We start from the raw sequence: 21,391 nt of genomic DNA, 5'->3' as shown, positions 1-21,391 counted from the left end.
TCCAACCGGGCGGGGCGGTACGAGGTGGCGCGGGACCGGTGAAGCCCTGGCCGGTTCCCGCGCCCACCCTCGCACCCGCCTCAGACCCGCGACCGGTACAGTCCGAACTCCGAGATGCGTACGCCGCCGCGGGCCCCGGTCACCCGCACCCGCCACTGTCTGGCACGTACCGCGCCCGGCAGCAGCAGGATCCGGCTCAGGCCGACGGTCCCGGCCCTCGCCACCTCCGTCCACGCGCCGCCCGCCGAGGCCTCGACCACGAAGCTCTCAACCTGCTGCCCGTACCGCACGTCCTCGGCCAGCCTGATCCGGTCCACCTCCCGTTCCGTGCCGAGGTCGACGGTCACCCGCCCCGGCCCGGTGGTGGTCCGGGCACCGCGCGCCAGGTCCTCGGGCAGTTCGCGGTCCACGCGCTCGCGCAGCTCCCGCAGCCGGACCACGTCGGCGGCGGGCAGCAGCCCGTCCGTGTCGGGCGGAACGTTGAGCAGCAGGACCGAGTTGCGGCCCACGGACCGGAAGTAGATGTCCGTCAACTCGTCGACGGTCTTGGGTTGTTGGTCGGCGTGGTAGAACCATCCGTCCCGGATCGACACATCGCACTCGGCCGGCCACCACTGCAGGTAGTCGGCCACCGGCTGGGCCTTGACGAGCGCGTCCCGGCTGCCCATGTCGGCGGCGTCGTAGGCGAGGGCGTAGTCGGTGCGGCCGTAGTCCTTCTCCTGGACCGGTACGACGCTCCACTCATCCTCGCGGGCCAGCCCGCCCTCGTTGCCGACCCAGCGCACATCGGGACCGGATACGGCGATCGCGGCGTCGGGTGCGAGCGAGCGCACGAGGGTGTACCAGCTGTCCCAGTCGTACTTCTCGACCTTGTCCGGCGGGATCCGGCCCTGGGCGCCGTCGAACCACACCTCGTCGATCGGGCCGTACTCGGTGAGGACCTCGTAGAGTTGGTTGAGCATATGGGCGCCGTAGTCGGTGGCGGGCAGGGTGTACGAGCGGCTCGGTGAACGGTCGTCGCCGGGCACGGGGGTGGGGATGACGTGTTCGGCGCGGGCGCTGCCGTTGGCGTACACACCGTGCAGGTACTGGTTCTCGTCGGCGGGTGAGACGTAGACGCCGACCTTGATGCCGTGGCGCCGCATGGAGTCGGCGAACGAGCGCAGTACGTCACCCCGTCCGCCCCGCCAACTGCTGGAGCCGACGGAGTGGTCGGTGTAGCGCGAGGGGTAGAGGACGAAACCGTCGTGGTGCTTGACGGTGAGGATGGCGAGCTTGAAACCGCCGTCGCGCAGGGCTCTGGCCCACTGGTCGGTGTCGAGGCCGGCCGGCTGGAACACATCGGGGTCCTCGTCGCCGGTGCCCCATTCCAGGCCGGTGAAGGTGTTCACGCCGAAGTGCAGGAACGCGGTGCGTTCCAGGCGCTGCCAGGTGATCTGCCGTTGCGTGGGCCGGACCTGGGAGGCCTTGCGGACCAGGTCGGCCTCGGTGTCGTCGGGGGAGACGGGGATGCGGTAGCGGGGGTCGGCCGGGGCGGCGGACGCCGTCAGGGCCGGCGGTCCGGTCACGGCGAGTGCGGTGGCGACGGTGACGAAGAGGCGGCGGGAGACTGCCATGGGGGTGGGGCTCCTCACGTCAGTGGGCGGTCAGATGCCAGACGGCGGGCGGGTGTTGGTCGGGCGGGTACTGCACGAGCCGGCCGTCGTCGGTCACGCCGAGGGCCATCTGCGTGATCGCGTTGACCAGTCGGTAGCCCTCGGCGGCCGGGGCCACCTGCCAGCGCTGCAGGGTGTTCGCGGGGCCGCAGCTCTGCCAGGTCGCTTCGACGCCGGGCTGGAGCGGCACGTTGAGGGTGAGCTTGCCGCCGCGTACCTCCAGGCAGCCGTCCTGGGTCCGCAGGCTCACGTAGCCGTCCGCGGTGCGCCGTACCTCGGCGTCGATCGTCCGGCCCGCCGTGGTGAGGGTGTACGTCCCGTCCGGCACCGGCACCCGGGTCAGGTCCCGCCATCCGGGCGCGTGTCCCACGGCCGTCCCGCGCGCGGTGAAGGCGGCATACGTGGCGTCGGGGTGCGGGTCGCCCCAGGTGGCCTGGGCGATGTGCCGCAGGGCGGGCCACAGTTCGCCGGAGACCTCGTTCTCGGTCTCGCCGCGCCCGTTGTCGGGCCAGAGGCTGATCTTCGCGCCGGTGATGCCGTCGGCGGAGGTGAGCTTCTCGCCCTCGAAGCTGCGCGGATCCCAGCTCTGCTCGTACAGGCCCTCGGTGTCACTGTGGAACCCGCCGCGGACGAGGTACAGCGAGTACGCCGCGTTCATCAACGGGTAGCCCTGGGCCTGGAGTCGACTGGGTTTCGTGGCCACGTCCAGCCAGTGTTCGACCGTGGTGCCGGCCGCGACGGGCACAGTGTTGGCTCCGGTGAGTCCGTCGTTCCAGATCCGCAGCTTCTTGCCCTTCGCCAAGGCGTAGGCGTGGACGCGGTTGACGAAGTCGATGAAGGCGTCCTGCGGGGTGGCGTCCGCGCCGTACCTGTCCTGGGCGTACCGCAGGATCTGCGGGTACTTGGCGAAGTCGGAGCCGAGCATGTACTCGTCGGCTCCCATGTGCCAGGAGGTGGAGGTGAAGACCTGCGCGTACTCGTCGATCAGGCTCGTGTAGTAGGTGAAGGCGGCCGGCTGGGTGATGTCGAGGCGTGAGGGCTGCTTGGCGCCGTCGGAGTCGGTGAGCTGGAGATCCGGCCGGTTCTCGATCCAGGGATCCATGTGGCCCGGGGAGTTGATCTCCGGGATGATCTCCACGTGGTACCGCTCGCCGAGGGCGACCAGCCGGCGGATCTCGTCCTTGGTGTAGTAGCCCCAGGTGTTGGCCTCGGGGTGGGTGTCGCTCTTCACCTTGAGTTCGAGGAGCAGCTGGTTGAGCTTGTTGTACGCCATCTCGCGGACCAGGTTCTCCAGCCACGGCAGCGAGATGTGGACGTAGCAGGCGCAGACGCCGACTCCGCGTTCTTTGTAGCGCGGCACGTCGACGGTCCGTCCGGCGGGGACGCGGTCGCCCTGTGCGAGGAGCTGGAGCAGGGTGCGGGTGCCGTGGAAGACGCCGGTCTCGGTGGCGCCGGTCACCGACAGGGTCCGGCCCGCGTGCAGTTCGTAGCCCTCGGCGCTGAGGGCGGTCTCGGAGGGCTGGACGTCGACGACGATGTCACCGGTGCGGGCACCGCCTCGCACCACCGGCACGGTGCCGTGGCCCGCCGCCCGGAGATCGTCGGCCAGGGTGTCGGCGACCCGGCGTTCGCCTGGACCGTCCGCCACCAGACGCGCGCCGGTCCGGTAGATGTAACTGCCGGATTCGGGCGTCCAGTCGGTCAGGGCGGGCACGGTGACCGGCGGGCTCTGCTGCTGCCGCGCTATCGCCGGGGCCGGTGCCAGGAGCAGCGTCAGCGCTGCCATGACGCCGGCGAGTTTCAGCCGTTTCCTCATCAGCGACTCCCCATTCATCGGAGGCCTGATGATTGGCTCGGCCCATCAGCCTGTCAATGGGGGTCGATGGGGCAGAAGGCGGGCCATTGATCGGATGACCTGCGGATCAGTCGACCGCGGTCCCGGCCCGACCGCGAAAAGTCCAACAAGAGCTGTCCGAATGTCCAAGCGCACACGCTCTCGACGCGGCGCCCGGTCCCGGGCAGAGTTCTCTCGACGTACCCACCAGTAGCCTCCAGGGAGCGCCCGTGACCAACTGGGTCGGCCGGACCGCCGTCGAGATCGCCGCCGCCGTACGTGAGAAGCGGGCCACGCCCCGCGAGGTGGTGGCCGAGCACCTTGCCCGGATCGAGCGGCTCGACCCTCGCGTCGGAGCCTTCCGCGTGGTGCGGGCCCAGGCGGCGCTCGCCGAGGCCGACGAGGTCGCCGAGCGGGGCGAGTTGGACTCCCTCCCCCTGGCCGGGGTGCCCGTGGCCGTCAAGGACAACCTCGCGGTGCGCGGCGAGGCCAGACGCGTCGGCTCGGCCGCCACCCCGGACACGCCGTCCGACGCGGACCATGTCACCGTGGCCCGGCTGCGGGCGGCGGGCGCGGTGGTCGTGGGGCTGACCAACGTGCCGGAGCTGTGCGTCTTCGGCACCACGGAGGGTGTCCACGGCACCGCCCGCAACCCCTGGGACACCTCCCGCACGGCGGGCGGTTCGTCCGGCGGCAGCGCCGCGGCGGTCGCCGCCGGGCTGGTGCCGATCGCCCTGGGCAACGACGGCATGGGCTCGCTGCGCATACCGGCGGCCAACTGCGGCCTGGTCACCCTCAAGCCGGGCCCCGGCGTGGTGCCCGCCGGCATCAGCGACGGCGACTGGTTCGGCATGTCCGAGAACGGGCCCCTGGCGACGACGGTCGAGGACGCCCGTCTGATGCTGTCGGTCCTCGCCGGTACGGCGTTCGTACGCCGGGACGCGGACGCGACCCACCGGATCGCCGTCTCCCTGCGCAGCCCCCTCGCCGGCATCGTCGTCACCACGCCGTACACGACGGCGGTCCGGGAGGCCGCCGGGGTGCTGATGAAGGCGGGACACCGGGTACGCCGGGCCGATCCGCCGTATCCGCTGTCGCTGAGCTTCACCTCGCTCGCCCACTGGACGGCCGGCACCGCCGTGGACGCGCGGGGTCTCGACCGCGAGCGGCTGACGCGGCGCACCCGGGTGCACGCGGCCGTCGGGCGGCCCTTCGTGAACTCCGTGCGCACCGGCGCGGGGCGGGAGGCGCTGCGCCGGCGTCTGGAGCCGTTCTTCGAGGAGCACGACGTACTGCTCATGCCGGCGCTCGCCCGCCGCTCCCCCAAGTCCGCGCCGTGGCACGAGCGGGGCTGGCTGCGCAATGTGCTGGCGAACACGAACTACTCGCCCCTGACCCCGCCGTGGAACCTGACCGGGTGGCCCGCGATGTCGGTCCCGTTCGGCACCCTGCCCGCGGGCGCCCCGTGCGCCGTCCAGTTGGTGGGGCGGCCGGGCTCGGAGGCGGATCTGCTGGAGGTGGCGGCCCAGTTGGAGGAGCGGCACCCGTGGGAGCGGACGGCGCCTCTGGAGTAGCGGGGCGGGCAGCCTGTGCCCCGGTGCCGCTGCGGTGGCGGGGCGAGCTGCGTGTGCCCCGGTGCCGCTGCGGTGGCGGGGCGAGCTGCGTGTGCCCCGGTGCCACTGGAGCAGCGGCGCGGGCCATGTGCCCGATGTCTACAGGGCCTTGTGCATGATGTGCAGGCCGACGAGACCGTGCCGGGGATGGTCGTACGCGTCCGGGACCGTGCCGAGGATCGTGAAGCCGAGGGACGTCCAGAGCTTGACGGCCGGGTTGGTCTCGACGACGGCGTTGAAGACCATCCCCCGGTATCCGGCCGCCCGGGCGGCGGTCAGGAGGTGTTCGGCGAGGGCGCGGCCGTAGCCGCGGCCGCCGTGGGCGGGGTCGACCATGAAGCCGGCGTTGGCGATGCCGGCCGCGGGTCCGCCGTAGTTGGGGGTCAGGTAGGCGGAGGCGACCACGGCGCCGTCGTCGTTCTCGACCACGTAGACGCGTTTGGCCGGGGCCATCCACAGAGCGCGTGCCGCTTCCTCGGAGGTGTCGGGCGCCCAGGCGTAGGTCTCGGCGGCGGCGACGATCCGGTGCCAGAAAGGCCAGATCCGTGGCCAGTCGTCGGCCACGGCTTCTCTGATCAGCATGGGCGTGAGTTTCGCACGCCCATGCGGTCGGCGATCGCGACGGGTTGCCCCCGGGTCAGTCCACGCTGGGCAGGATGTGGTCCTCCGCGAGGTCTTCCTCGTAACCCGCGAGGCGGATCGGGGCGGACCGTGCCCACACGTCGAGGCTGCCGATCTCTCCGGGCCTGCGGCCGGCACGGTCCGTGCGTTCCTTGGGGCGTTGATCGCGATTCGTCTTCTCCGGTGTCACCGCGCACTCCTTATGTGTCGGGTCACCCTCGGGCGTCCCTGCCCAGTCTGCGACCTGGTTCCCGACGCCCGCTTGGGTATGGCTAGAGGCAGTTCGGACGCGGTGGCGCCGGTTTCTCGAATGAGAGCAGGCCGTGGTGAACGGGCGGGTCCCAGGACGGACCATGGGTGTGGGTTGGACCCCGTACTGCTGTCCGTCCGCTACAGACTAACCAAATGAGCGGCGTACCGCTCGATAGGGCTGAAAACAAAGGGTAACTATCCGAAGTCAACCCGTGCACAGCCAGGGACAGTCTGCCCTGTTCCCTTCCGAGACGCCCCTTTTGTGGTCGCCCGTTCGGCCTACGGGGACGAACGCGCGGCGCAGTTCAGATCCCGTTGGCCGAATCGCAAGCCGACCATGATCTGCTGGCGTCCGGCAAGGCTCGTCCAGCGGGAGGACTGGCGCATGGAGCTGCGCGGTGTCGAAGAGCTGATGGATCTGCTGTACGCCTGCCGGGGCGCGTTCGGCGGGCCCGGCTTCCCAGGGGACCGCCCGGTCGACCTCCACCAGCACGCGCTGCGGACAGCCGCACTGCTGCGCCGGTCCCGGCCCGCCGACAAGGAGCTCCAGGTGGCGGGCCTGGTGCACGCGATCGGCCCGCTGCTGCGACCCGGCGACCGGACCGCGCACCCGGACTGCGCCGCCGACGCGGTCCGCTCCCTCCTCGGTGAGCGGGTCGCCGGCCTGATCCGGGCCCACCGCCCCGACGGCCGACTCACCGACGACGACCAGCTGCGCCTGCGCCAGGCCGACGAGGAGGCCCGCCACGCCACGTTCGACGCCGGGGTCCTGGAGGACTGGCGCACGGTGCTGGAGCTGCTGGCGGCACGCAACTCGCGCCTTGGGGCTGTTGACTGACGGTCCGTCATGAGACGGTACGGCGATGACGTCGTCGTACGGACTCGAGGGCAGGGCCGCCGTCGTCACCGGGGCGACACGGGGGATCGGGCGGGCCGTGGCGGCGCAGTTGGCCGCGGCCGGCGCGCTGGTGTGCGTGACCGCTCGGGACGGCGACGACGTGCGCCGGACCGCCGAGGAACTGGGCGGCATCGGACTGGCGGGCAGCGTCGCCGACCCGGGTCATCCGGAGCGGGTCACCGAGCTGGTGCTGCGCGAGTTCGGCCGCTTCGACGTACTGGTCAACAACGCGGCGACCAACCAGCCGTACGGGCCGCTCATGGAAGCCGACCCGGACCTGTGGGGCACCGCCTTCACCGTCAACGTCGAGGCACCGCTGCGGCTCGTCCAGCAGGCGTGGCGGGGCTGGATGCGGGAGCACGGGGGCTCGGTGGTCAACATCTGCACGGAGGGGGCGGGCCACGTCGGTCCGCACGTGGGCGCGTACGGCACCAGCAAGGCCGCGTTGCTCCACCTCACCGGGCAACTCGCGGGCGAGCTCGCGCCAAAGGTGCGCGTCAACTCCGTCTCCCCCGGGCTGGTGCGGACCGAGATGGCCCGGTTCGTCTGGGAACCGGCGGAGACGGAGATCGCGGCGGGACTGCCGCTCGGACGGATCGGCGAGCCCGAGGACGTGGCACGGGCGGTGCTGTGGCTGGCGTCGGACGCCGCGCGCTGGGTCACCGGCGCCGATCTGCTGGTGGACGGCGGGACCCGGGTCCGGCCCGCCCACACGGCACCCGTGGGACGCGGGGAACCGCACGACCGGCCCGCCGGGCCCCGCGGTTGATCCCGGCGCCACCGACCGCCTCACGCACGGCTCATGCCCGGCGCGCGACTGTTACCACTTGCCCGGCGCGTAGTCCTTCAGGAAGACGCCGTACACGTCCTCGCCCTCCTCACCGCGCACGATCGGGTCGTAGACGCGGGCGGCGCCGTCGACCAGGTCGAGCGGGGCGTGGAAGCCCTCCTCGGCGAGGCGCAGCTTGTCGTAGTGGGGGCGTTCGTCGGTGATCCAGCCGGTGTCGACCGAGGTCATGAGGATGCCGTCGGACTGGAACATCTCCTGCGCGCTGGTCCGCGTCACCATGTTCATCGCGGCCTTGGCGGCGTTCGTGTTCGGATGGCCCGCGCCCTTGTAGCCGCGGCCGAAGACGCCCTCCATCGCCGAGACGTTCACGACGTACGCACGTCCGCTCGGCGTCTTCCTGGCGGCCTCGGCCATGACCGGACGGAGCTTGCTGATCAGGATGAACGGCGCGGTGTAGTTGCACAGCTGGGTCTCGAGGAGCTCCACGGGGGAGATCTGCTCGATGGTCTGCACCCAGGTGTTGCTGTCGACGACGTCGGGGACGAGGCCGCCCGCGTCGATGGCGGTGCCGTCGAGGTGCCGGGCGACGCTGGCGTTGCCCGCGACCAGGGCGAGGTCGGCGACCTGCTGTGCGTCGAGGCCGCTGATGCCGACGGGCAGCGCGGCGAGGCCGTCGACCGCGCCGGAGCCGAAGGCGCCGATGACGTGGTGGGCGGGCAGTTCGCCGGCGGGCAGCGGGGCGCCCTCGCCGTCGACCAGGGCGGCGTAGGCGGAGGGCAGACGGCGCACGGTCTGGGTCGCGTTGTTGATGAGGATGTCGAGCTGCCCCGCCTCGGCGACCTGGTCGGCGAGGGTCACGGCCTGCGCCGGGTCGCGCAGGTCGATGCCGACGACCTCCAGGCGGTGCATCCAGTCCCCCGAGTCGTCCATGGCCTTGAAGCGGCGGATGGCGTCCTTGGGGAAGCGCGTGGTGATCGTCGTGTGCGCGCCGTCGCGCAGCAGCCGCAGCGCGATGTACATGCCGATCTTGGCGCGGCCGCCGGTGAGCAGGGCGCGCTTGCCGGTGAGGTCGGCGCGGGCGTCGCGCTTGGAGCGGTTCAGCCGTGCGCAGTCGGGACACAGCTGGTGGTAGAAGTAGTCGACCTCCACGAACCGGGCCTTGCAGGTGTAGCAGGAGCGGGGTCGCTGGAGGATCCCCGCGATCCTGCCCTCCTCGGTGGCCGACGACGGCAGGATGCCCTCCGTCTCGTCGTCGATGCGCTGGGCGGAGCCGGTCGCGGTGGCCTCCGTGACCGCCTTGTCGTGGGCGGTCTTGGCGGCTCGGCGCTCCTGGCGGCGGCGCTGCTTCACGGTGCGGTAGATGCCGGCGGTGGCCCGGCGCACGGCGATCGCGTCGGGGTGGTCGACGTCCAGCTTGTCGAGTTCGTCGAGCACGCTCAGGCAGACGGCCAGCCGCTCCGGGTCGATGCCGGGCCCGTACACCACCTCGTCCGTGGTCGCCGAGCCGTTGTCTGTCACCGTCATGGCCGCTGCCGTTCCCTGGGTCTTCCGCGCGGCGCTCCGACGGCGTCCGCTTTCGAACGGCGAATTTTACGACAGGGTCGGGCCGCGGCGCCAAACCGCGAGGATCACGCCTCGCAGGCGGTGATGAGCGTCTCGACCTCCTCGGTGAGGGCGCGGGCCAGCCGGTCCAGGTCGGGGACGGCGTGGGCGTCGGCGACCAGGCCGTAGTGGACGCGTCCGCGGTAGGTCGAGATCGCGACGGCGAGGGACTGGCCGCGGGCCAGCGGGGCGAAGGGGTACACCGCGGTGACCGGGTTGCCGCCGAGCTTCAGTCCGATGCTCGGCAGGGGCACGCTGGTCACCAGGATGTCGAACCAGAGCCGGGCGGCCTGGCCGACCAGCGGTCCGCCGAGCCGGTGGCCCAGCGCCGGCACATGGTCGGCGAGCAGGGCGACGGCCCCCGGGCCCCGGTTGGGGCCGGCGTCCTTGTTGCGGTCCATGGCCGCGCGAACCGTCGCGAGGCGCCGAAGCGGGTCGGGATCGGAGACGGGCAGCCGCATCAGGTAGCCGGAGAGCCGGTTGCCCTGCGGGTGGGCGGTGCGCGGGCGGCGCTTGGAGACCGGGATCAGGGCGCGGGGCGCCACACCCTCGCTGCCGTCGCCGCGCTCGTCGAGCCAGCGGCGCAGGGCGCCCGCGACGACCGCGATCAGGACGTCGTTGACGGTGCCGCCGACGACCTTGCGGACACGGTGCACATCGTCGAGGTCGATGACCACTCCGGCGGTGCGGCGGGTGCCGGTGGACCCGGCGGTGAGGGCGGCGGAGGACCGCACGTCCAGGGTGGAGAGGGCGACGGAGGCGCCGATGTCGAGCGCGCGGCCCACGTCCGAGAGGGCACCGGCCAGGACGCCGCGCAGGACGTTCGGCAGTGTGCGGACGTCCGGGAGGACGAGACCGCGCGGCGGCTCGACGGGACGGGGGCGCGGCGCGGGCATGTCCATCGGGTCCAGGACGGCGGCGGCGAGCGTCAGTGCGCGCAGTCCGTCGGCCAGGGCGTGGTGGAACTTGAACAGCACGGCGAACGAGAGGCCGTCCTGTCCCGGCAGCACATGTACCTCCCAGGGCGGCCGACCGCGCTCCAGCGGCCGCTGCATGAGGCGGCCGGCCTCGGCCTGGAAGTCCGCGGTGGGCGCGCCCAGCGTGACGTGGTCGAGCGGGTCGAAGTCGGGATCGGGCTCCCGGGCGGCCCCGCCGAACGCGGTCGGGAAGCCCAGGGGCCACACGTCCCGGATCCGCATCCGCAGCCCGGGCACCGCGGCGGCCCGGGCGGCGAGCAGGTCGGCGGCGTGGGCGGCGGCGCTGGGCGACTGGGCCGTGAAGACGCCGAGTGCGCCCAGGTGCATCGGGTGCTCGGCGGATTCCATGTTCCAGAACGCCAGGTCGAGAGGGGCCAGCAGGTGAGAAGTCAATGGCTTGCCTCGCTTCGACGACGGGTGAGTCAGCAGTCAACCGCCCACAGGCGATTACGGTCAAGCACGGTCATGCTACGCACAGTTAAAAGCAGATTAAGTCCCGCCTCTCGGAAGAGGCGGGACTCGTGGGCCGTCTGTGGTCACATCCGTTTTTCGCGGGCGCCTCAGTGCGCGGGGCAGCCGGCGGGCGTGGCCCGGGAGGCGTCCCGGATCAGCGCCCGGTGAGCGGCCTTCAGCCGCGCCACGTCCGGCTTCAGCACCTTCCGGTCGTAGGTCAGCAGACCGTTCAGCTCACCCTCCACGTCCGAGATCTGCGTGTAGACGGCACCGTTGCCGCCCCGGCAGGCCAGGGCGCGTACCTCGTCGAGCTTGGTCAGGTAGTCGTCGGTGTAGGTCGCCGGGTCGACGTCGACGTACGACTGCTGGACCGACCAGGCGTGTCCCGGCACCGCCAGTCCCAGTCCGCCGTACTCGCCGCTGACCAGGGCCCGTCTGCCGTCCGGGCGGGGCGGCAGGGCGGGGCTGGGGTAGCCGTGCTCGTCCATGATGTCGCCGGCGTCGCCGTCGGCTCCGAGGTTGAGGCCCGACTGGTTGTTGACCAGCCGGGTCGGGTCCCAGGCCTTGGCCTGCTCGGCGACGCGCCCGACGTCGTACTGGCCCCAGCCCTCGTTGAAGGTCACCCACATGACCACCGACGGGCTGCTGACGTGCTCGTCGATCAGCTCCTTCATCTCCCGCTCGTACTCGGCGCGGGCGGCGGCGCTCGGGTTCACTCCCGCGGTCATCGCGGGCATGTCCTGCCACACCAGGAGACCCAGCCGGTCGGCCCAGTAGAACCAGCGGTCGGGCTCGACCTTGATGTGCTTGCGGACCGCGTTGAAGCCCAGCTTCTTGTGGACCCTCAGGTCGGAGGCGAGGGCCTCGTCGGTCGGCGCGGTGTGCAGTCCGTCCGGCCAGAAGCCCTGGTCGAGGGTGGCCATCATGAAGACCGGCTGACCGTTGAGGAGGGTACGCGGGACACCGTTCACCTGGTGGACGGTGATGGAGCGCATGCCGAAGTAGCTGCCCACCCGGTCGGTGCCGACGGTCACCCTCAGGTCGTAGAGGAACGGATCGTCGGGCGACCACAGACGCGGGTTCTCGATCGTCAGGGTCAGCGGCCCGCCGGTCCGGCCGCGCGCCGTGGCGACCCTGCGTCCGCCGTCGTACGCCGTCGCCGTGATCGGTACGCCGGGACGGACCCCCTGCGCCTCGACCGTGAGCCGGCCGGCGTCGACGTCCGGGGTCAGCTTGAGCGAGCCGACGTGGTCGCGCGCCACCGGCTCCATCCACACCGTCTGCCAGATGCCGGAGCTCGGGGTGTACCAGATCCCGCTCGGGTCCAGGCGCTGCTTGCCCAGGGGCGGGTTCTCGCCGTTCACCGCGTCCGTCGGGTCGTAGACACCGACGATCAGCTCCTGGGTGCGGCCGGGCTTGAGCGCGTCGGTGACGTCGGCGCCGAACTTGTCGTAGCCGCCCTGGTGCTCGGCGACCTTCGTGCCGTTGACGTAGACCTCGGAGCGCCAGTCGACCGCGCCGAAGTTGAGCCGCAGTCGCTTGCCCGAGCCGATGTGCCAGTCGGCGGGGACCGTGAAGGTACGCCGGTACCACATGCGGTCCTCGTGCCGCTCGATGCCGGAGAGCTGGGACTCGACGGGGTAGGGCACCAGGACGCGCTCCGCCAGGTTCCTGCCGACGGGCGGCCCCTCCCCCGCCTTGGCCGCGGCGAACTGCCAGCGCCCGTTGAGATTGCGCCAGGCGTCACGGGTCAGCTGCGGGCGCGGGTACTCGGGGTGGGCGTTGTCCGGTCCGACCTCGTCGGCCCAGCGGGTGCGCAGCTGGTACGTGGAGTGGTTGGAGCCGCTGCTCCAGAACGCCCCGACAACGTCGCCCCCGGTGTCGGTGAGGCCGCCGTTCCCGTCGTAGCGGAGGTCGGCCGTGCCGCGTGCGGTGCCGGTCTTGTTGCCGACGACGGGTTGGTCGAGGGCGACGAGCAGGGCGCTCGGGTCCGCGGGGTCCGGCTTGACCGCGCCGAGCGGCCATGCGGCGCCGCCGATCACCGCTTCGAGGTGGTCGGCCAGACCGGCCGGGGGCGGGGCGAGGCGCTGGGCGAAGTCGAGCCTCAGGGTGCGGCCGTCACCGAGGACGGTGGTCGCGATCGGCCCGTCGTAGTCGAACCCGGCGGGCAGCCGGAAGGCCGACTGCGGGACGGCCTCCTTGCTGCCGCCGGGCTCGGTCCAGCGCAGGTGGAGGTTGGAGCCGCCGTAGTGCTCGAAGTACTCGATCTTGATGTCGTAGGCGGTGCCGGCGGTCAGCTCGATCGGGGTGGCGGTCTGTTCGCGGTCCCAGTCGTCGACCCAGTGGTCGATGAGGAGCCTGCCGTCGATCCACAGCCGGAAGCCGTTGTCGCCGATCACCGAGAAGGTGTGCGGACCGGTCCGCTCCGGCACGATCCGGCCGGTCCAGCGGACGCTGACGTCGTCCGCGCGGCCGGTGGCGGCGGCGAGCCGCGGCTCCAGGGTGTCGAAGTCGATGGCCGGGTCGAAGGTGGTGGCCTTGAGCTCGTGGAAGTCGAAGGCGCCGGGGGCGGACTGGGTGTAGTACTCACCCTTCAGCCCACGGGCCTCGACCGCGTCGTCGGCCAGGGCGGGTGCCGCGGTCAGCCCGGCGAGGCCGAGGAGCGCGGCGAGGAGTAAGGAGAGTCGGTTTCTGAGGCGGGTGCGGTGCACTGAACCCCCATAACAACGTTGTCATGCTACGGAGTTGGCATGACAACACGCATTCCACCCACCGTCCAGAGGGCATCACGACGTGACGTCGCGGCGGCCCCGGTGCGCACCGGTCATCGGGGCCGCCCTGAGAGGTCAGGGCACCCGCTGCCCCTTCCCGAGCGCGATCACCCCGCCCTTGGAAACCGTGTAGAGCTCCGCGTCCCGCTCCGGGTTGACGCCGATCGTCGCCCCCGGGGGCACCTCGACGTTCTTGTCCAGGACGGCGCCCCGCACCACCGCGCCCCGCCCGATGTGCACGTTGTCGTGCAGCACCGAGCCCTGGACGACCGCACCCGGGTCGACCACCACCCCCGGCGAGAGCACCGACCGGGTGACCTGGCCCCGGATCAGGCAGCCCGCGCTGATGATGGACTCGCTGGCGATGCCACCGGCGTTGAAACGGGCCGGGGAGAGCTGGCCGGAGTGGGTGTAGATGGGCCACTGCCGGTTGTAGAGGTTGAACGCGGGCCGCTCGGCGATGAGGTCCATGTGGGCGTCGTAGTACGCGTCCAGGGTGCCCACGTCACGCCAGTATCCCTGGTCGCGGGTGGTCTCGCCGGGGACGTGGTTGGCGCTGAAGTCGTACAGGTGGGCCTCGCCCCGGCCGGTGAGCTGGGGCAGGATCGAGCCGCCCATGTCGTGCACGGACTGCGGGTCCTCGGAGTCCCGCTGCAGCGCCTCGATGAGGGCCTTGGTGGTGAAGATGTAGTTGCCCATGGAGGCGAACACGCTCTCCGGGTCGTCGGCCAGACCGGGCGGGTCGGCGGGCTTCTCCAGGAACCGCTCGACCGTCTGGCCGTCCGAGCCGGGGGTGATCACGCCGAACGCGGACGACTCGCCGCGCGGGACGCGTATGCCGGCCACCGTCACGCCCGCGCCGCTCTCGATGTGCTGGTTGACCATCTGGCGCGGGTCCATGCGGTAGACGTGGTCGGCGCCGAAGACGGCGACGTACTCGGGGCGCTCGTCGTAGATGAGGTTCAGGGACTGCAGAATCGCGTCCGCACTGCCCAGGTACCAGCGGGGGCCGAGGCGCTGCTGGGCAGGGACCGGAGTGATGTAGTTGCCGAGCAGACTGGACATCCGCCAGGTGGTGGTGATGTGCCGGTCCAGCGAGTGCGACTTGTACTGCGTGAGCACGCAGATGCGCAGGACGTCGGCATTGACGAGGTTGGACAGCACGAAGTCGACCAGGCGGTACGTGCCGCCGAAGGTGACCGCCGGTTTCGCGCGGTCCGCGGTCAGCGGCATCAGCCGCTTGCCTTCTCCGCCCGCCAGTACGATGCCGAGCACCGAAGGACCACCACGACGCATGGCCGCTCCCCTCACGCTGGTTTGACCCATGCCTGCCCTCGCACGGGGCGGCTTACGCTTGCTTGACGATCTCCTCGTAGAGCCGGACCGTACGACGGGCGACCGCGTCCCAGCCGAACTCGCCCACCGCGCGCTCCCGCCCGGCCTCACCCATCGCCCGAGCGGCCACCGGATCACCGAGCACCGTGTCCAACGCCTGCGCGAGGCCCGCCTCGAAATCGTCGTCCACGGGGACGAGTACCCCCGTCCCGCCGTCCTCCACGGCCTCGGGGATCCCGCCGACCCGGGAGGCCACGACAGGAGTCCCGCAGGCCATCGCCTCGAGGTTGACGATCCCGAGGGGTTCGTACACCGAGGGGCAGACGAACACGGCGGCGTGCGTGAGGAGCTGGATCACCTCGGGCCGCGGCAGCATCTGCGGGATCCAGTGCACGCCCTCGCGGACGCGGCTGAGTTCCCCGAAGAGGTCCCGGAACTCCTGGTCGATCTCCGGAGTGTCGGGGGCACCCGCGCACAGCACGACCTGGGCCGCCGGGTCGATCTTCCGCACCGCCCGCAGCAGATGGGGCACGCCCTTCTGGCGGGTGATACGGCCGACGAACAGAACGTACGGGCGGTCGGGGTCGAGGCCGATGCGGCGCAGCGCGTCGGTGCCGGGGTCGGGCCGGTAGAGGGTGGTGTCGATGCCGTTGTGCACGATGTGGACCTTGGCCGGATCCAGCGCCGGGTAGCAGCCGAGGATGTCCTCGCGCATGGCACCCGAGACGGCGACCACCGCGTCGGCGCTCTCGATCGCGGTGCGCTCGGCCCAGCTGGACAGGGCGTATCCGCCGCCGAGCTGCTCGGCCTTCCAGGGGCGCAGGGGCTCCAGGGAGTGCGCGGTCACCACGTGCGGGATGCCGTACAGCAGCTTGCCGAGATGGCCGGCCAGGTTGGCGTACCAGGTGTGCGAGTGGACCAGGTCGCGGCCTTCGAGGCCGGCCGTCATGGCGAGGTCCACGGAGAAGGTGCGCAGCGCGTCGTTGGCGGTGTCCAGCGCCGACCAGGGGCGATGCCGGATCACGCCCTCCGCGCGGCCCTCTCCCCAGCAGTGCACGTCCAGATCGACGAGGGATCTCAGCTCCCGGGCGAGGAACTCGACATGGACACCCGCACCGCCGTACACGTCCGGCGGGTACTCCCGGGTCAGCAGTCCCACTCGCACCCGGAACCCCCTGTCTCTCAGCCGCTGATTGCCTTCATGGTCTTCATGGTCACCCAGATGACGCGCGTGGGGAAGAGCGCGGGGTTCGTAGGAAGCAACAGTCACCGCAGACCCCGCCGCCGGGGACGCGGTAGTAGAGGCAGCAGCTGCGGCGCCGGAACGCGGTGCCGGTCAGGGTGCCGGTGCCGGCCAGGAGAGGGTGGGCGAGCAACCCCGCCGTGAGTTCGCGGGCCCGCTCGCCGACGTCCGTACGACCGTGCGCCCGCGCCCAGCCGTCCAGCTGGCGGGCGGCGCCCGTCAGCGCGGAGGCCGCGTTGCCCCACAGCAGGCCCTCGGCCAAGCGGTGACGGGTGTGCAGGAGGTCGGTCAACGGTCGCAGGTGGGCGGTCAGGACGACGTCGGTGAGGGTCTCCACGTCCGCGGGCAGGGGCCGTAGGGCGGTCAGCCACAGGTCGTCGGGGGCGGTGCCGTCCGGGTCCCAGTGCAGCAGCCGCGGGTCGAGGTCGGGGACCCGCTCGTAGAGGGCGGCGCAGCCCAGCGCCGTCGACCAGAGGCGTGCGGCGAGGCCCTGGTGGGCCACGGAGGCCCCGATCCGCACCTCGGGGGCGCGGAGGGCGTTCACCACCTTGTTGACGCGGAAAGTTATAGAATGTCCAGAACCATCCGACGCCCCTTCCTCATACACACGTTCGAGCGTCGGCAGCGGTGGTCGCCGCCCTCCGGTCGTGCGCAGGGCGAAGAAGCCGCCGAGTGGGCGGAGCGCGGCGAGGTCGGGGTCGAGGTCCACGAAGAGCAGTAGTACCAAGGCCCCTCGGGGTCGCAACCCGGAGGGGCCCGACCCGGATACCCCACCTTGGGGATGATGGCGCCCGTTTCGTACTCCATCGGCAGTAGGACCCATTGCCTGCTCAGGGACGACGACGGGAAGAAGTTTTCACGGGATCGTGTTGCGTATGGAAGCCGACCGTTCGTCGCGCCGGGCGCCCCGCCCCCGCCTCACGCAGAGGAGCAACTGATGAGTGCCCTCGCGTTGTCCGTGCTGCTGTCGCTCGTCTCCGCCGTGGCCTACGCGGCCGGAGCGATCGTGCAGGAGCAGGTCGCGGTGTCCTCGCCCGACGAACAGTACGCGCCGCTGCGCCGCCCGGGCTGGTGGGCGGCGGTCGCCCTGAACGGTCTCGGCGGACTGCTGCACGTGGTGGCGCTCGCCTACGGCCCGCTGAGCCTGGTCCAGCCGCTCGGCGCGCTGACCATAGTGTTCGCCCTGCCGATGGCGGCCCTGTTCGTGGGCCGCAGGGCCGGGGCGACCGCCTGGCGGGGCGCGATCATGGCGACGGCGGGTCTGGCCGGTCTGCTGTCGCTGGTCGGCGCGTCCGAGGCGCAGTCGCTGGACACCACCCAGCGGGTGGTCGTGGCCGTGGTCACCGCCGGCGCGGTGGTCACGCTGATGATCGCGGGCCGGGCCGCCCACCGGCACCCGGCGGTGCGCAGCATCCTGCTCGCGACGGCGTCCGGCATCGCCTTCGGCATGTCCTCGGTGTTCACGAAGACGGTCGCCGTCGACTGGGCCGGTGGCGTCTCCGCGGCCGATGTGCCCTCCCTGGCCGTGATAGGCGTGCTGGCCACGGCCGGCATGATGCTGTCGCAGGCCGCCTACCGGGGCGCCGGTCTCGCGGCCCCGCTGGCGACGCTCACGGTCGTCAACCCGGTGGTGGCGGCCGCGGTCGGCATCACGATGTTCGGCGAAACCTTCCGCTACGGCACGACGGGCACCGCGCTCGCCCTGGGCTGCGGTGTGGTCGCGGCGGGCGGTCTGATCCTCCTGACCACGGAGCGGATCGCGCGCACCCACGCCGAGGAGCAGGCGACGCCGACGCTCCCCGAGCCCGCCGACGCCCAGCCCGCCGGCGCCGGGTCCAGCCCCGCTGGGCCGGTCGCCGCCGGGGACCTGGCCGAGGGGCTCCTGGCGCTGCTGCCGGAACAGCGGGTCGCGGCGCTGCGGGGCAGCGTGCTCGTCCCGTCGCTCGCGCCCGCGGACCTCGTCCCGGCACCAGCCGCGCAGGACGTGGTCGTCCCGGTCCCGGCCGACGCCCCGGAGGGCGTGATCATCCCGGCGCCCGCCGCCCTGAGCGGCGGGCACGAGGAGCCGGAGCCGTCGGTGCCCGACAACGCGCTGAACCTCTACGGGCCCTTCTACGGCGGCCCGTACATCCCGCTGCCGGTCCCCGACCGGCGCCGTACGCGGGTCACATCCTGACGCCGCCGGCCCTCAGATAGGCCACCGGGTCGATGTCGGTACCGAAGCCGGGCCCCGTCCGCACCTCGAAGTGCAGATGCGGGCCCGTGCTGTTGCCGGTGGACCCCGAGCGGCCGATCCGCTGGCCGCCGCCGACCGTCTGCCCGGACCGCACGGAGATCGCCGACAGGTGGGCGTACTGGCTGTAGCGGCCGTCGGAGTGCCGGATCACCACCTGGTACCCGAAGGAGCCCTCCCAGCCGGCGCTGACGACCGTGCCCGCCCCGACCGCCTTCACGGACGTGCCGGTGGGCACGGGGAAGTCGACGCCGGTGTGGTAGCCCTTCGACCAGGAGGAGCCGGCCTGGTGGTACGGCGTTCCGGTGCCCGCGCCGACCGGCGCGACCATCGAACCGCTGTGGGTGGCCTTCTCCGCGGTGTCATGGCTGTCCCGTGTGCGGGACGGTCTGTGCTGGGTGCGGGACTTCTTGTCCTTTGTGCTGGACTTCTTGTCGTGAGTCCGGGAGGACGACGTCTTCTCGGTGGACTCGGCGCCCGCCCGGGGCGTCGTGGTGCCGGTGTCCTGACCTCGCAGACTCAGCCGCTGCCCCGGCATGATCAGATCCGGGTCCGAGCCGATGGTCTTCCGGTTGGCCGTGTACAGCCCCTGCCAGCCGCCCCGGACGCGCTCGGTGTCGGCGATGGCGGACAGCGAGTCGCCGCGGACCACCGTGTACATCTGCGCGGTCCCGGCCCGGGACTGGGGCGTGGTCTGCGGCTGCACGTCGGGGGCGGAGGCACCCGACCTCCGGCCCGTGGCACTGTCCTGCTTCTTGCCGTCGGCGCCGTCCGACCTCTCGGTGGTGGCGCCGCGGGAGCCGCTGTCGCGATAGCCGGCGGGACGGACGTCCGGGGTGCTCCCGCCCCGGGTCAGCCCGGCCCGCACGGAGCACTGCGGCCAGGCGCCGGGCCCCTGCGCGTCGAGCACCTTCTCCGCCACGGCGATCTGCTGGTCCCGGGTGGCCAGATCCGCTCGCGGCGCGTACCGCGTGCCGCCGTACGCCTCCCAGGTGGACTGGGTGAACTGCAGCCCGCCGTAGAAGCCGTTGCCGGAGTTGATGTTCCAGTCGTTGGTCGACTCGCAGGCGGCGACCTTGTTCCAGGTTTCCACGTCGGCGGCCTGGGCCATGCCGGTGCCGATGAGCGGGATCGCCATTCCGGCGCCGCCCGCCGTGACGGTGAGCGAGGCTCGGTTGATCCTGTTCGGCTGATACCGGCGGTGCCGGCCGCGTACGGCCATGGAAAGCCCCCTACACATGCGTCGGAAGGGGCAAAAGTAAGTGCCGCGAACAGGCCATGACAAGGCGGCAATCGGCCGCGCTTCGGGCGAAGCGAACCGGGAAAAAACGGTAGTTGCGAAACGTCTGAGGAAGGTGGGGCCTCCTGTGCGTATCTGCCTGCGGAACACCGAACGGCCCGGATGCGCGGACGGTGTACCGGCACGTCACGATGGTCGGTGGGGCAGACTGGCGGTACGACCGACAGCCCCGACGACCGGAATCCTCCACGGGATCCTTTAGGAGCCACACCGCATGAGCACTACAGCCCAGATCGGCGTCACGGGACTCGCGGTCATGGGCCGCAACCTCGCCCGCAACTTCGCCCGCAACGGCTACACGGTCGCCCTGCACAACCGGACGGCGTCGCGTACGCACGCCCTGGTCGAGGAGTTCGGCAGCGAGGGCGACTTCATCGCGGCCGAGACCGCCAAGGAGTTCGTCGCCGCGCTGGAACGGCCGCGCCGTCTGGTCGTCATGGTCAAGGCGGGCGAGCCCACCGACGCGGTGATCCAGGAGTTCGCCCCGCTCCTTGAGCCCGGCGACATGATCATCGACGGCGGCAACGCGCACTTCGCGGACACCCGACGCCGCGAGCGTGAACTGCGCGAACAGGGCATCCACTTCGTCGGCATGGGCGTCTCCGGCGGCGAGGAGGGCGCGCTGCACGGACCGAGCATCATGCCGGGCGGTCCCGTCGAGTCGTACGACTCCCTCGGCCCGATGCTGGAGAAGATCTCCGCGAAGGCGGCGGACGGGTCGCCCTGTGTGACGCACGTCGGTCCCGACGGCGCCGGGCACTTCGTGAAGATGGTGCACAACGGCATCGAGTACGCCGACATGCAGCTGATCGGTGAGGCGTACCAACTGCTGCGCGACGTCGCCGGGTACGAGCCCGCGCAGATCGCGGAGATCTTCCGCACCTGGAACACCGGCCGCCTGGACTCCTACCTGATCGAGATCACGGCCGAGGTGCTGTCCCACGTGGACGCGAGCACCGGCAAGCCCTTCGTGGACGTGCTGGTTGACCAGGCCGAGCAGAAGGGCACCGGCCGCTGGACCGTCCAGATCGCCCTGGACCTCGGCGTTCCGGTCTCCGGTATCGCGGAGGCGGTGTTCGCCCGTTCCCTCTCCGGCCACGCGGCACTGCGCGAGGCCTCCCGCGGCCTGGCCGGGCCGAAGGCGACCGCGCTGAGCCCGTCGGAGGCCGGTGCCTTCGCCGACCGGGTGGAGCAGGCGCTGTACGCCTCGAAGATCGTGTCGTACACGCAGGGCTTCCACGAGATCTCGGCCGGCAGCGAAGAGTACGACTGGAACATCGACCTGGGTTCCGTGTCCGCGATCTGGCGGGGCGGCTGCATCATCCGCGCCGCCTTCCTGGACCGTATCCGCGCGGCCTACGACACCCGCGCCGACCTGCCCAGCCTGCTGTCCGACGACACGTTCGCCCAGGAGATCGCCGCCGCCCAGGACGACTGGCGCGAGGTCATCATCGCCGCGACCCGCCAGGGCGTCCCGACCCCGGGCTTCGCCGCGGCCCTCGCCTACTACGACGCCCTGCGCGCCGAGCGTCTGCCCGCCGCACTCACCCAGGGGCAGCGGGACTTCTTCGGCGCCCACACCTACCGCCGGACCGACCGGGACGGCTCGTTCCACACCCTGTGGGGCGGGGACCGGTCGGAGGTGTCCGCCTAGAGGCGGATGCCGGAACGGCACAGCACGACCGAACGGCGGTGGGGGGGCCCCCGGGGGGCCCCCCCCCCCCCGGGGGGGGGGGGGGTTGGCCCCGGGGGCGGTAGAGCCCCCGGCGCCACGCGGCGCGGCGCGCGGGGGGGGGGGGGGGGGCGCCCCCCGC

At 71.9% G+C, this 21,391-nt stretch carries 15 protein-coding genes and 2 pseudogenes; 5 read left to right on the top strand and 12 right to left on the bottom strand.

Features of this window, described 5'->3' with window-relative positions; translation table 11 throughout:
• Positions 1-80: 80 nt before the first annotated feature.
• A complete protein-coding gene (locus ACFYRY_RS39255; RefSeq protein ID WP_389157173.1) occupies positions 81-1,616 on the bottom strand; it encodes an alpha-L-fucosidase in 1,536 nt (511 codons plus the stop codon).
• Positions 1,617-1,635: 19 nt separating this feature from the next.
• On the bottom strand, positions 1,636-3,471 hold the full coding sequence (locus ACFYRY_RS39250; protein WP_389157170.1) for a family 20 glycosylhydrolase: 1,836 nt from the start codon (positions 3,469-3,471) through the stop codon (positions 1,636-1,638).
• A 248-nt stretch (positions 3,472-3,719) separates the two neighbouring features.
• Between ACFYRY_RS39250 and ACFYRY_RS39245 the strand changes: the two genes are divergently transcribed.
• Positions 3,720-5,063, top strand: a complete 1,344-nt coding sequence (locus ACFYRY_RS39245) for an amidase (protein WP_389157167.1) — start codon at positions 3,720-3,722, stop codon at positions 5,061-5,063.
• Between the two features lie 138 nt (positions 5,064-5,201).
• Here ACFYRY_RS39245 and ACFYRY_RS39240 read toward each other — a convergent pair whose 3' ends face one another.
• Positions 5,202-5,684, bottom strand: a complete 483-nt coding sequence (locus ACFYRY_RS39240; RefSeq protein ID WP_389157164.1) for a GNAT family N-acetyltransferase — start codon at positions 5,682-5,684, stop codon at positions 5,202-5,204.
• 55 nt (positions 5,685-5,739) lie between these two features.
• The gene (locus tag ACFYRY_RS39235) at positions 5,740-5,913 is read right to left on the bottom strand and encodes a hypothetical protein (RefSeq protein WP_356777822.1); all 174 of its coding nucleotides are present in this window, start codon (positions 5,911-5,913) and stop codon (positions 5,740-5,742) included.
• 447 nt (positions 5,914-6,360) lie between these two features.
• On the opposite strand from ACFYRY_RS39235, the gene ACFYRY_RS39230 reads away from it, so the two are divergent.
• Both ACFYRY_RS39230 and ACFYRY_RS39225 read left to right on the top strand, forming a co-directional pair.
• The gene (locus ACFYRY_RS39230; protein ID WP_389157435.1) at positions 6,361-6,813 is read left to right on the top strand and encodes a hypothetical protein; all 453 of its coding nucleotides are present in this window, start codon (positions 6,361-6,363) and stop codon (positions 6,811-6,813) included.
• A gap of 25 nt (positions 6,814-6,838) precedes the next feature.
• Complete coding sequence (locus ACFYRY_RS39225; protein ID WP_389157160.1) at positions 6,839-7,642, top strand: SDR family oxidoreductase; 804 nt, start codon at positions 6,839-6,841, stop codon at positions 7,640-7,642.
• A 51-nt stretch (positions 7,643-7,693) separates the two neighbouring features.
• On the opposite strand, the gene ACFYRY_RS39220 is transcribed toward ACFYRY_RS39225, so the two are convergent.
• The 6 genes from ACFYRY_RS39220 to ACFYRY_RS39195 all read right to left on the bottom strand — a co-directional run bounded on the left by ACFYRY_RS39220 (position 7,694) and on the right by ACFYRY_RS39195 (position 16,771).
• Positions 7,694-9,187, bottom strand: a complete 1,494-nt coding sequence (locus ACFYRY_RS39220; protein ID WP_389157157.1) for an SDR family NAD(P)-dependent oxidoreductase — start codon at positions 9,185-9,187, stop codon at positions 7,694-7,696.
• A gap of 104 nt (positions 9,188-9,291) precedes the next feature.
• Positions 9,292-10,635: a wax ester/triacylglycerol synthase family O-acyltransferase gene (locus ACFYRY_RS39215; RefSeq protein ID WP_389157154.1), complete on the bottom strand. Its 1,344-nt coding sequence runs from the start codon at positions 10,633-10,635 to the stop codon at positions 9,292-9,294.
• Positions 10,636-10,802: 167 nt separating this feature from the next.
• Complete coding sequence (locus tag ACFYRY_RS39210) at positions 10,803-13,406, bottom strand: PA14 domain-containing protein (protein WP_389157151.1); 2,604 nt, start codon at positions 13,404-13,406, stop codon at positions 10,803-10,805.
• A 135-nt stretch (positions 13,407-13,541) separates the two neighbouring features.
• Positions 13,542-14,762: a glucose-1-phosphate adenylyltransferase gene (glgC, locus tag ACFYRY_RS39205; protein WP_389157148.1), complete on the bottom strand. Its 1,221-nt coding sequence runs from the start codon at positions 14,760-14,762 to the stop codon at positions 13,542-13,544.
• 52 nt (positions 14,763-14,814) lie between these two features.
• On the bottom strand, positions 14,815-15,966 hold the full coding sequence (gene glgA, locus ACFYRY_RS39200; RefSeq protein ID WP_389157145.1) for a glycogen synthase: 1,152 nt from the start codon (positions 15,964-15,966) through the stop codon (positions 14,815-14,817).
• Between the two features lie 49 nt (positions 15,967-16,015).
• Positions 16,016-16,771: a (2Fe-2S)-binding protein gene (locus ACFYRY_RS39195; RefSeq protein ID WP_389157142.1), complete on the bottom strand. Its 756-nt coding sequence runs from the start codon at positions 16,769-16,771 to the stop codon at positions 16,016-16,018.
• Between the two features lie 210 nt (positions 16,772-16,981).
• Here ACFYRY_RS39195 and ACFYRY_RS39190 point away from each other — a divergent pair, with 210 nt between their 5' ends.
• A complete protein-coding gene (locus ACFYRY_RS39190) occupies positions 16,982-18,220 on the top strand; it encodes a DMT family transporter (protein WP_389157139.1) in 1,239 nt (412 codons plus the stop codon).
• On the opposite strand, the pseudogene ACFYRY_RS39185 reads toward ACFYRY_RS39190, so the two are convergent.
• Positions 18,210-18,986: pseudogene (locus ACFYRY_RS39185) on the bottom strand (peptidoglycan DD-metalloendopeptidase family protein); the annotation flags it as partial. The gene ACFYRY_RS39190 and the pseudogene ACFYRY_RS39185 overlap by 11 nt on opposite strands.
• Positions 18,987-19,208: 222 nt before the next feature.
• A pseudogene (locus tag ACFYRY_RS39180) lies at positions 19,209-19,388 on the bottom strand (transglycosylase family protein); the annotation flags it as partial.
• 403 nt (positions 19,389-19,791) lie between these two features.
• On the opposite strand from ACFYRY_RS39180, the gene gndA reads away from it, so the two are divergent.
• The gene (gndA, locus tag ACFYRY_RS39175; RefSeq protein ID WP_389157136.1) at positions 19,792-21,231 is read left to right on the top strand and encodes an NADP-dependent phosphogluconate dehydrogenase; all 1,440 of its coding nucleotides are present in this window, start codon (positions 19,792-19,794) and stop codon (positions 21,229-21,231) included.
• Positions 21,232-21,391: the final 160 nt, after the last annotated feature.

This window comes from Streptomyces sp. NPDC005263 (assembly GCF_042872365.1).
In the GTDB taxonomy this organism is placed as follows: domain Bacteria; phylum Actinomycetota; class Actinomycetes; order Streptomycetales; family Streptomycetaceae; genus Streptomyces.
The sequence above is the reverse complement of the archived record's forward strand: the minus strand, read 5'-3'. Positions and strand labels throughout refer to the sequence as shown.

Coding starts and splice junctions, on each gene's coding strand:
- gndA (WP_389157136.1), top strand. CDS start 19,792: ATGAGCACTACAGCCCAGATCGGCGTCACGGGACTCGCGGTCATGGGC.
- ACFYRY_RS39220 (WP_389157157.1), bottom strand. CDS start 9,187: ATGACGGTGACAGACAACGGCTCGGCGACCACGGACGAGGTGGTGTAC.
- ACFYRY_RS39190 (WP_389157139.1), top strand. CDS start 16,982: ATGAGTGCCCTCGCGTTGTCCGTGCTGCTGTCGCTCGTCTCCGCCGTG.
- ACFYRY_RS39230 (WP_389157435.1), top strand. CDS start 6,361: ATGGAGCTGCGCGGTGTCGAAGAGCTGATGGATCTGCTGTACGCCTGC.
- ACFYRY_RS39255 (WP_389157173.1), bottom strand. CDS start 1,616: ATGGCAGTCTCCCGCCGCCTCTTCGTCACCGTCGCCACCGCACTCGCC.
- ACFYRY_RS39240 (WP_389157164.1), bottom strand. CDS start 5,684: ATGCTGATCAGAGAAGCCGTGGCCGACGACTGGCCACGGATCTGGCCT.
- ACFYRY_RS39225 (WP_389157160.1), top strand. CDS start 6,839: ATGACGTCGTCGTACGGACTCGAGGGCAGGGCCGCCGTCGTCACCGGG.
- glgC (WP_389157148.1), bottom strand. CDS start 14,762: ATGCGTCGTGGTGGTCCTTCGGTGCTCGGCATCGTACTGGCGGGCGGA.
- ACFYRY_RS39250 (WP_389157170.1), bottom strand. CDS start 3,471: ATGAGGAAACGGCTGAAACTCGCCGGCGTCATGGCAGCGCTGACGCTG.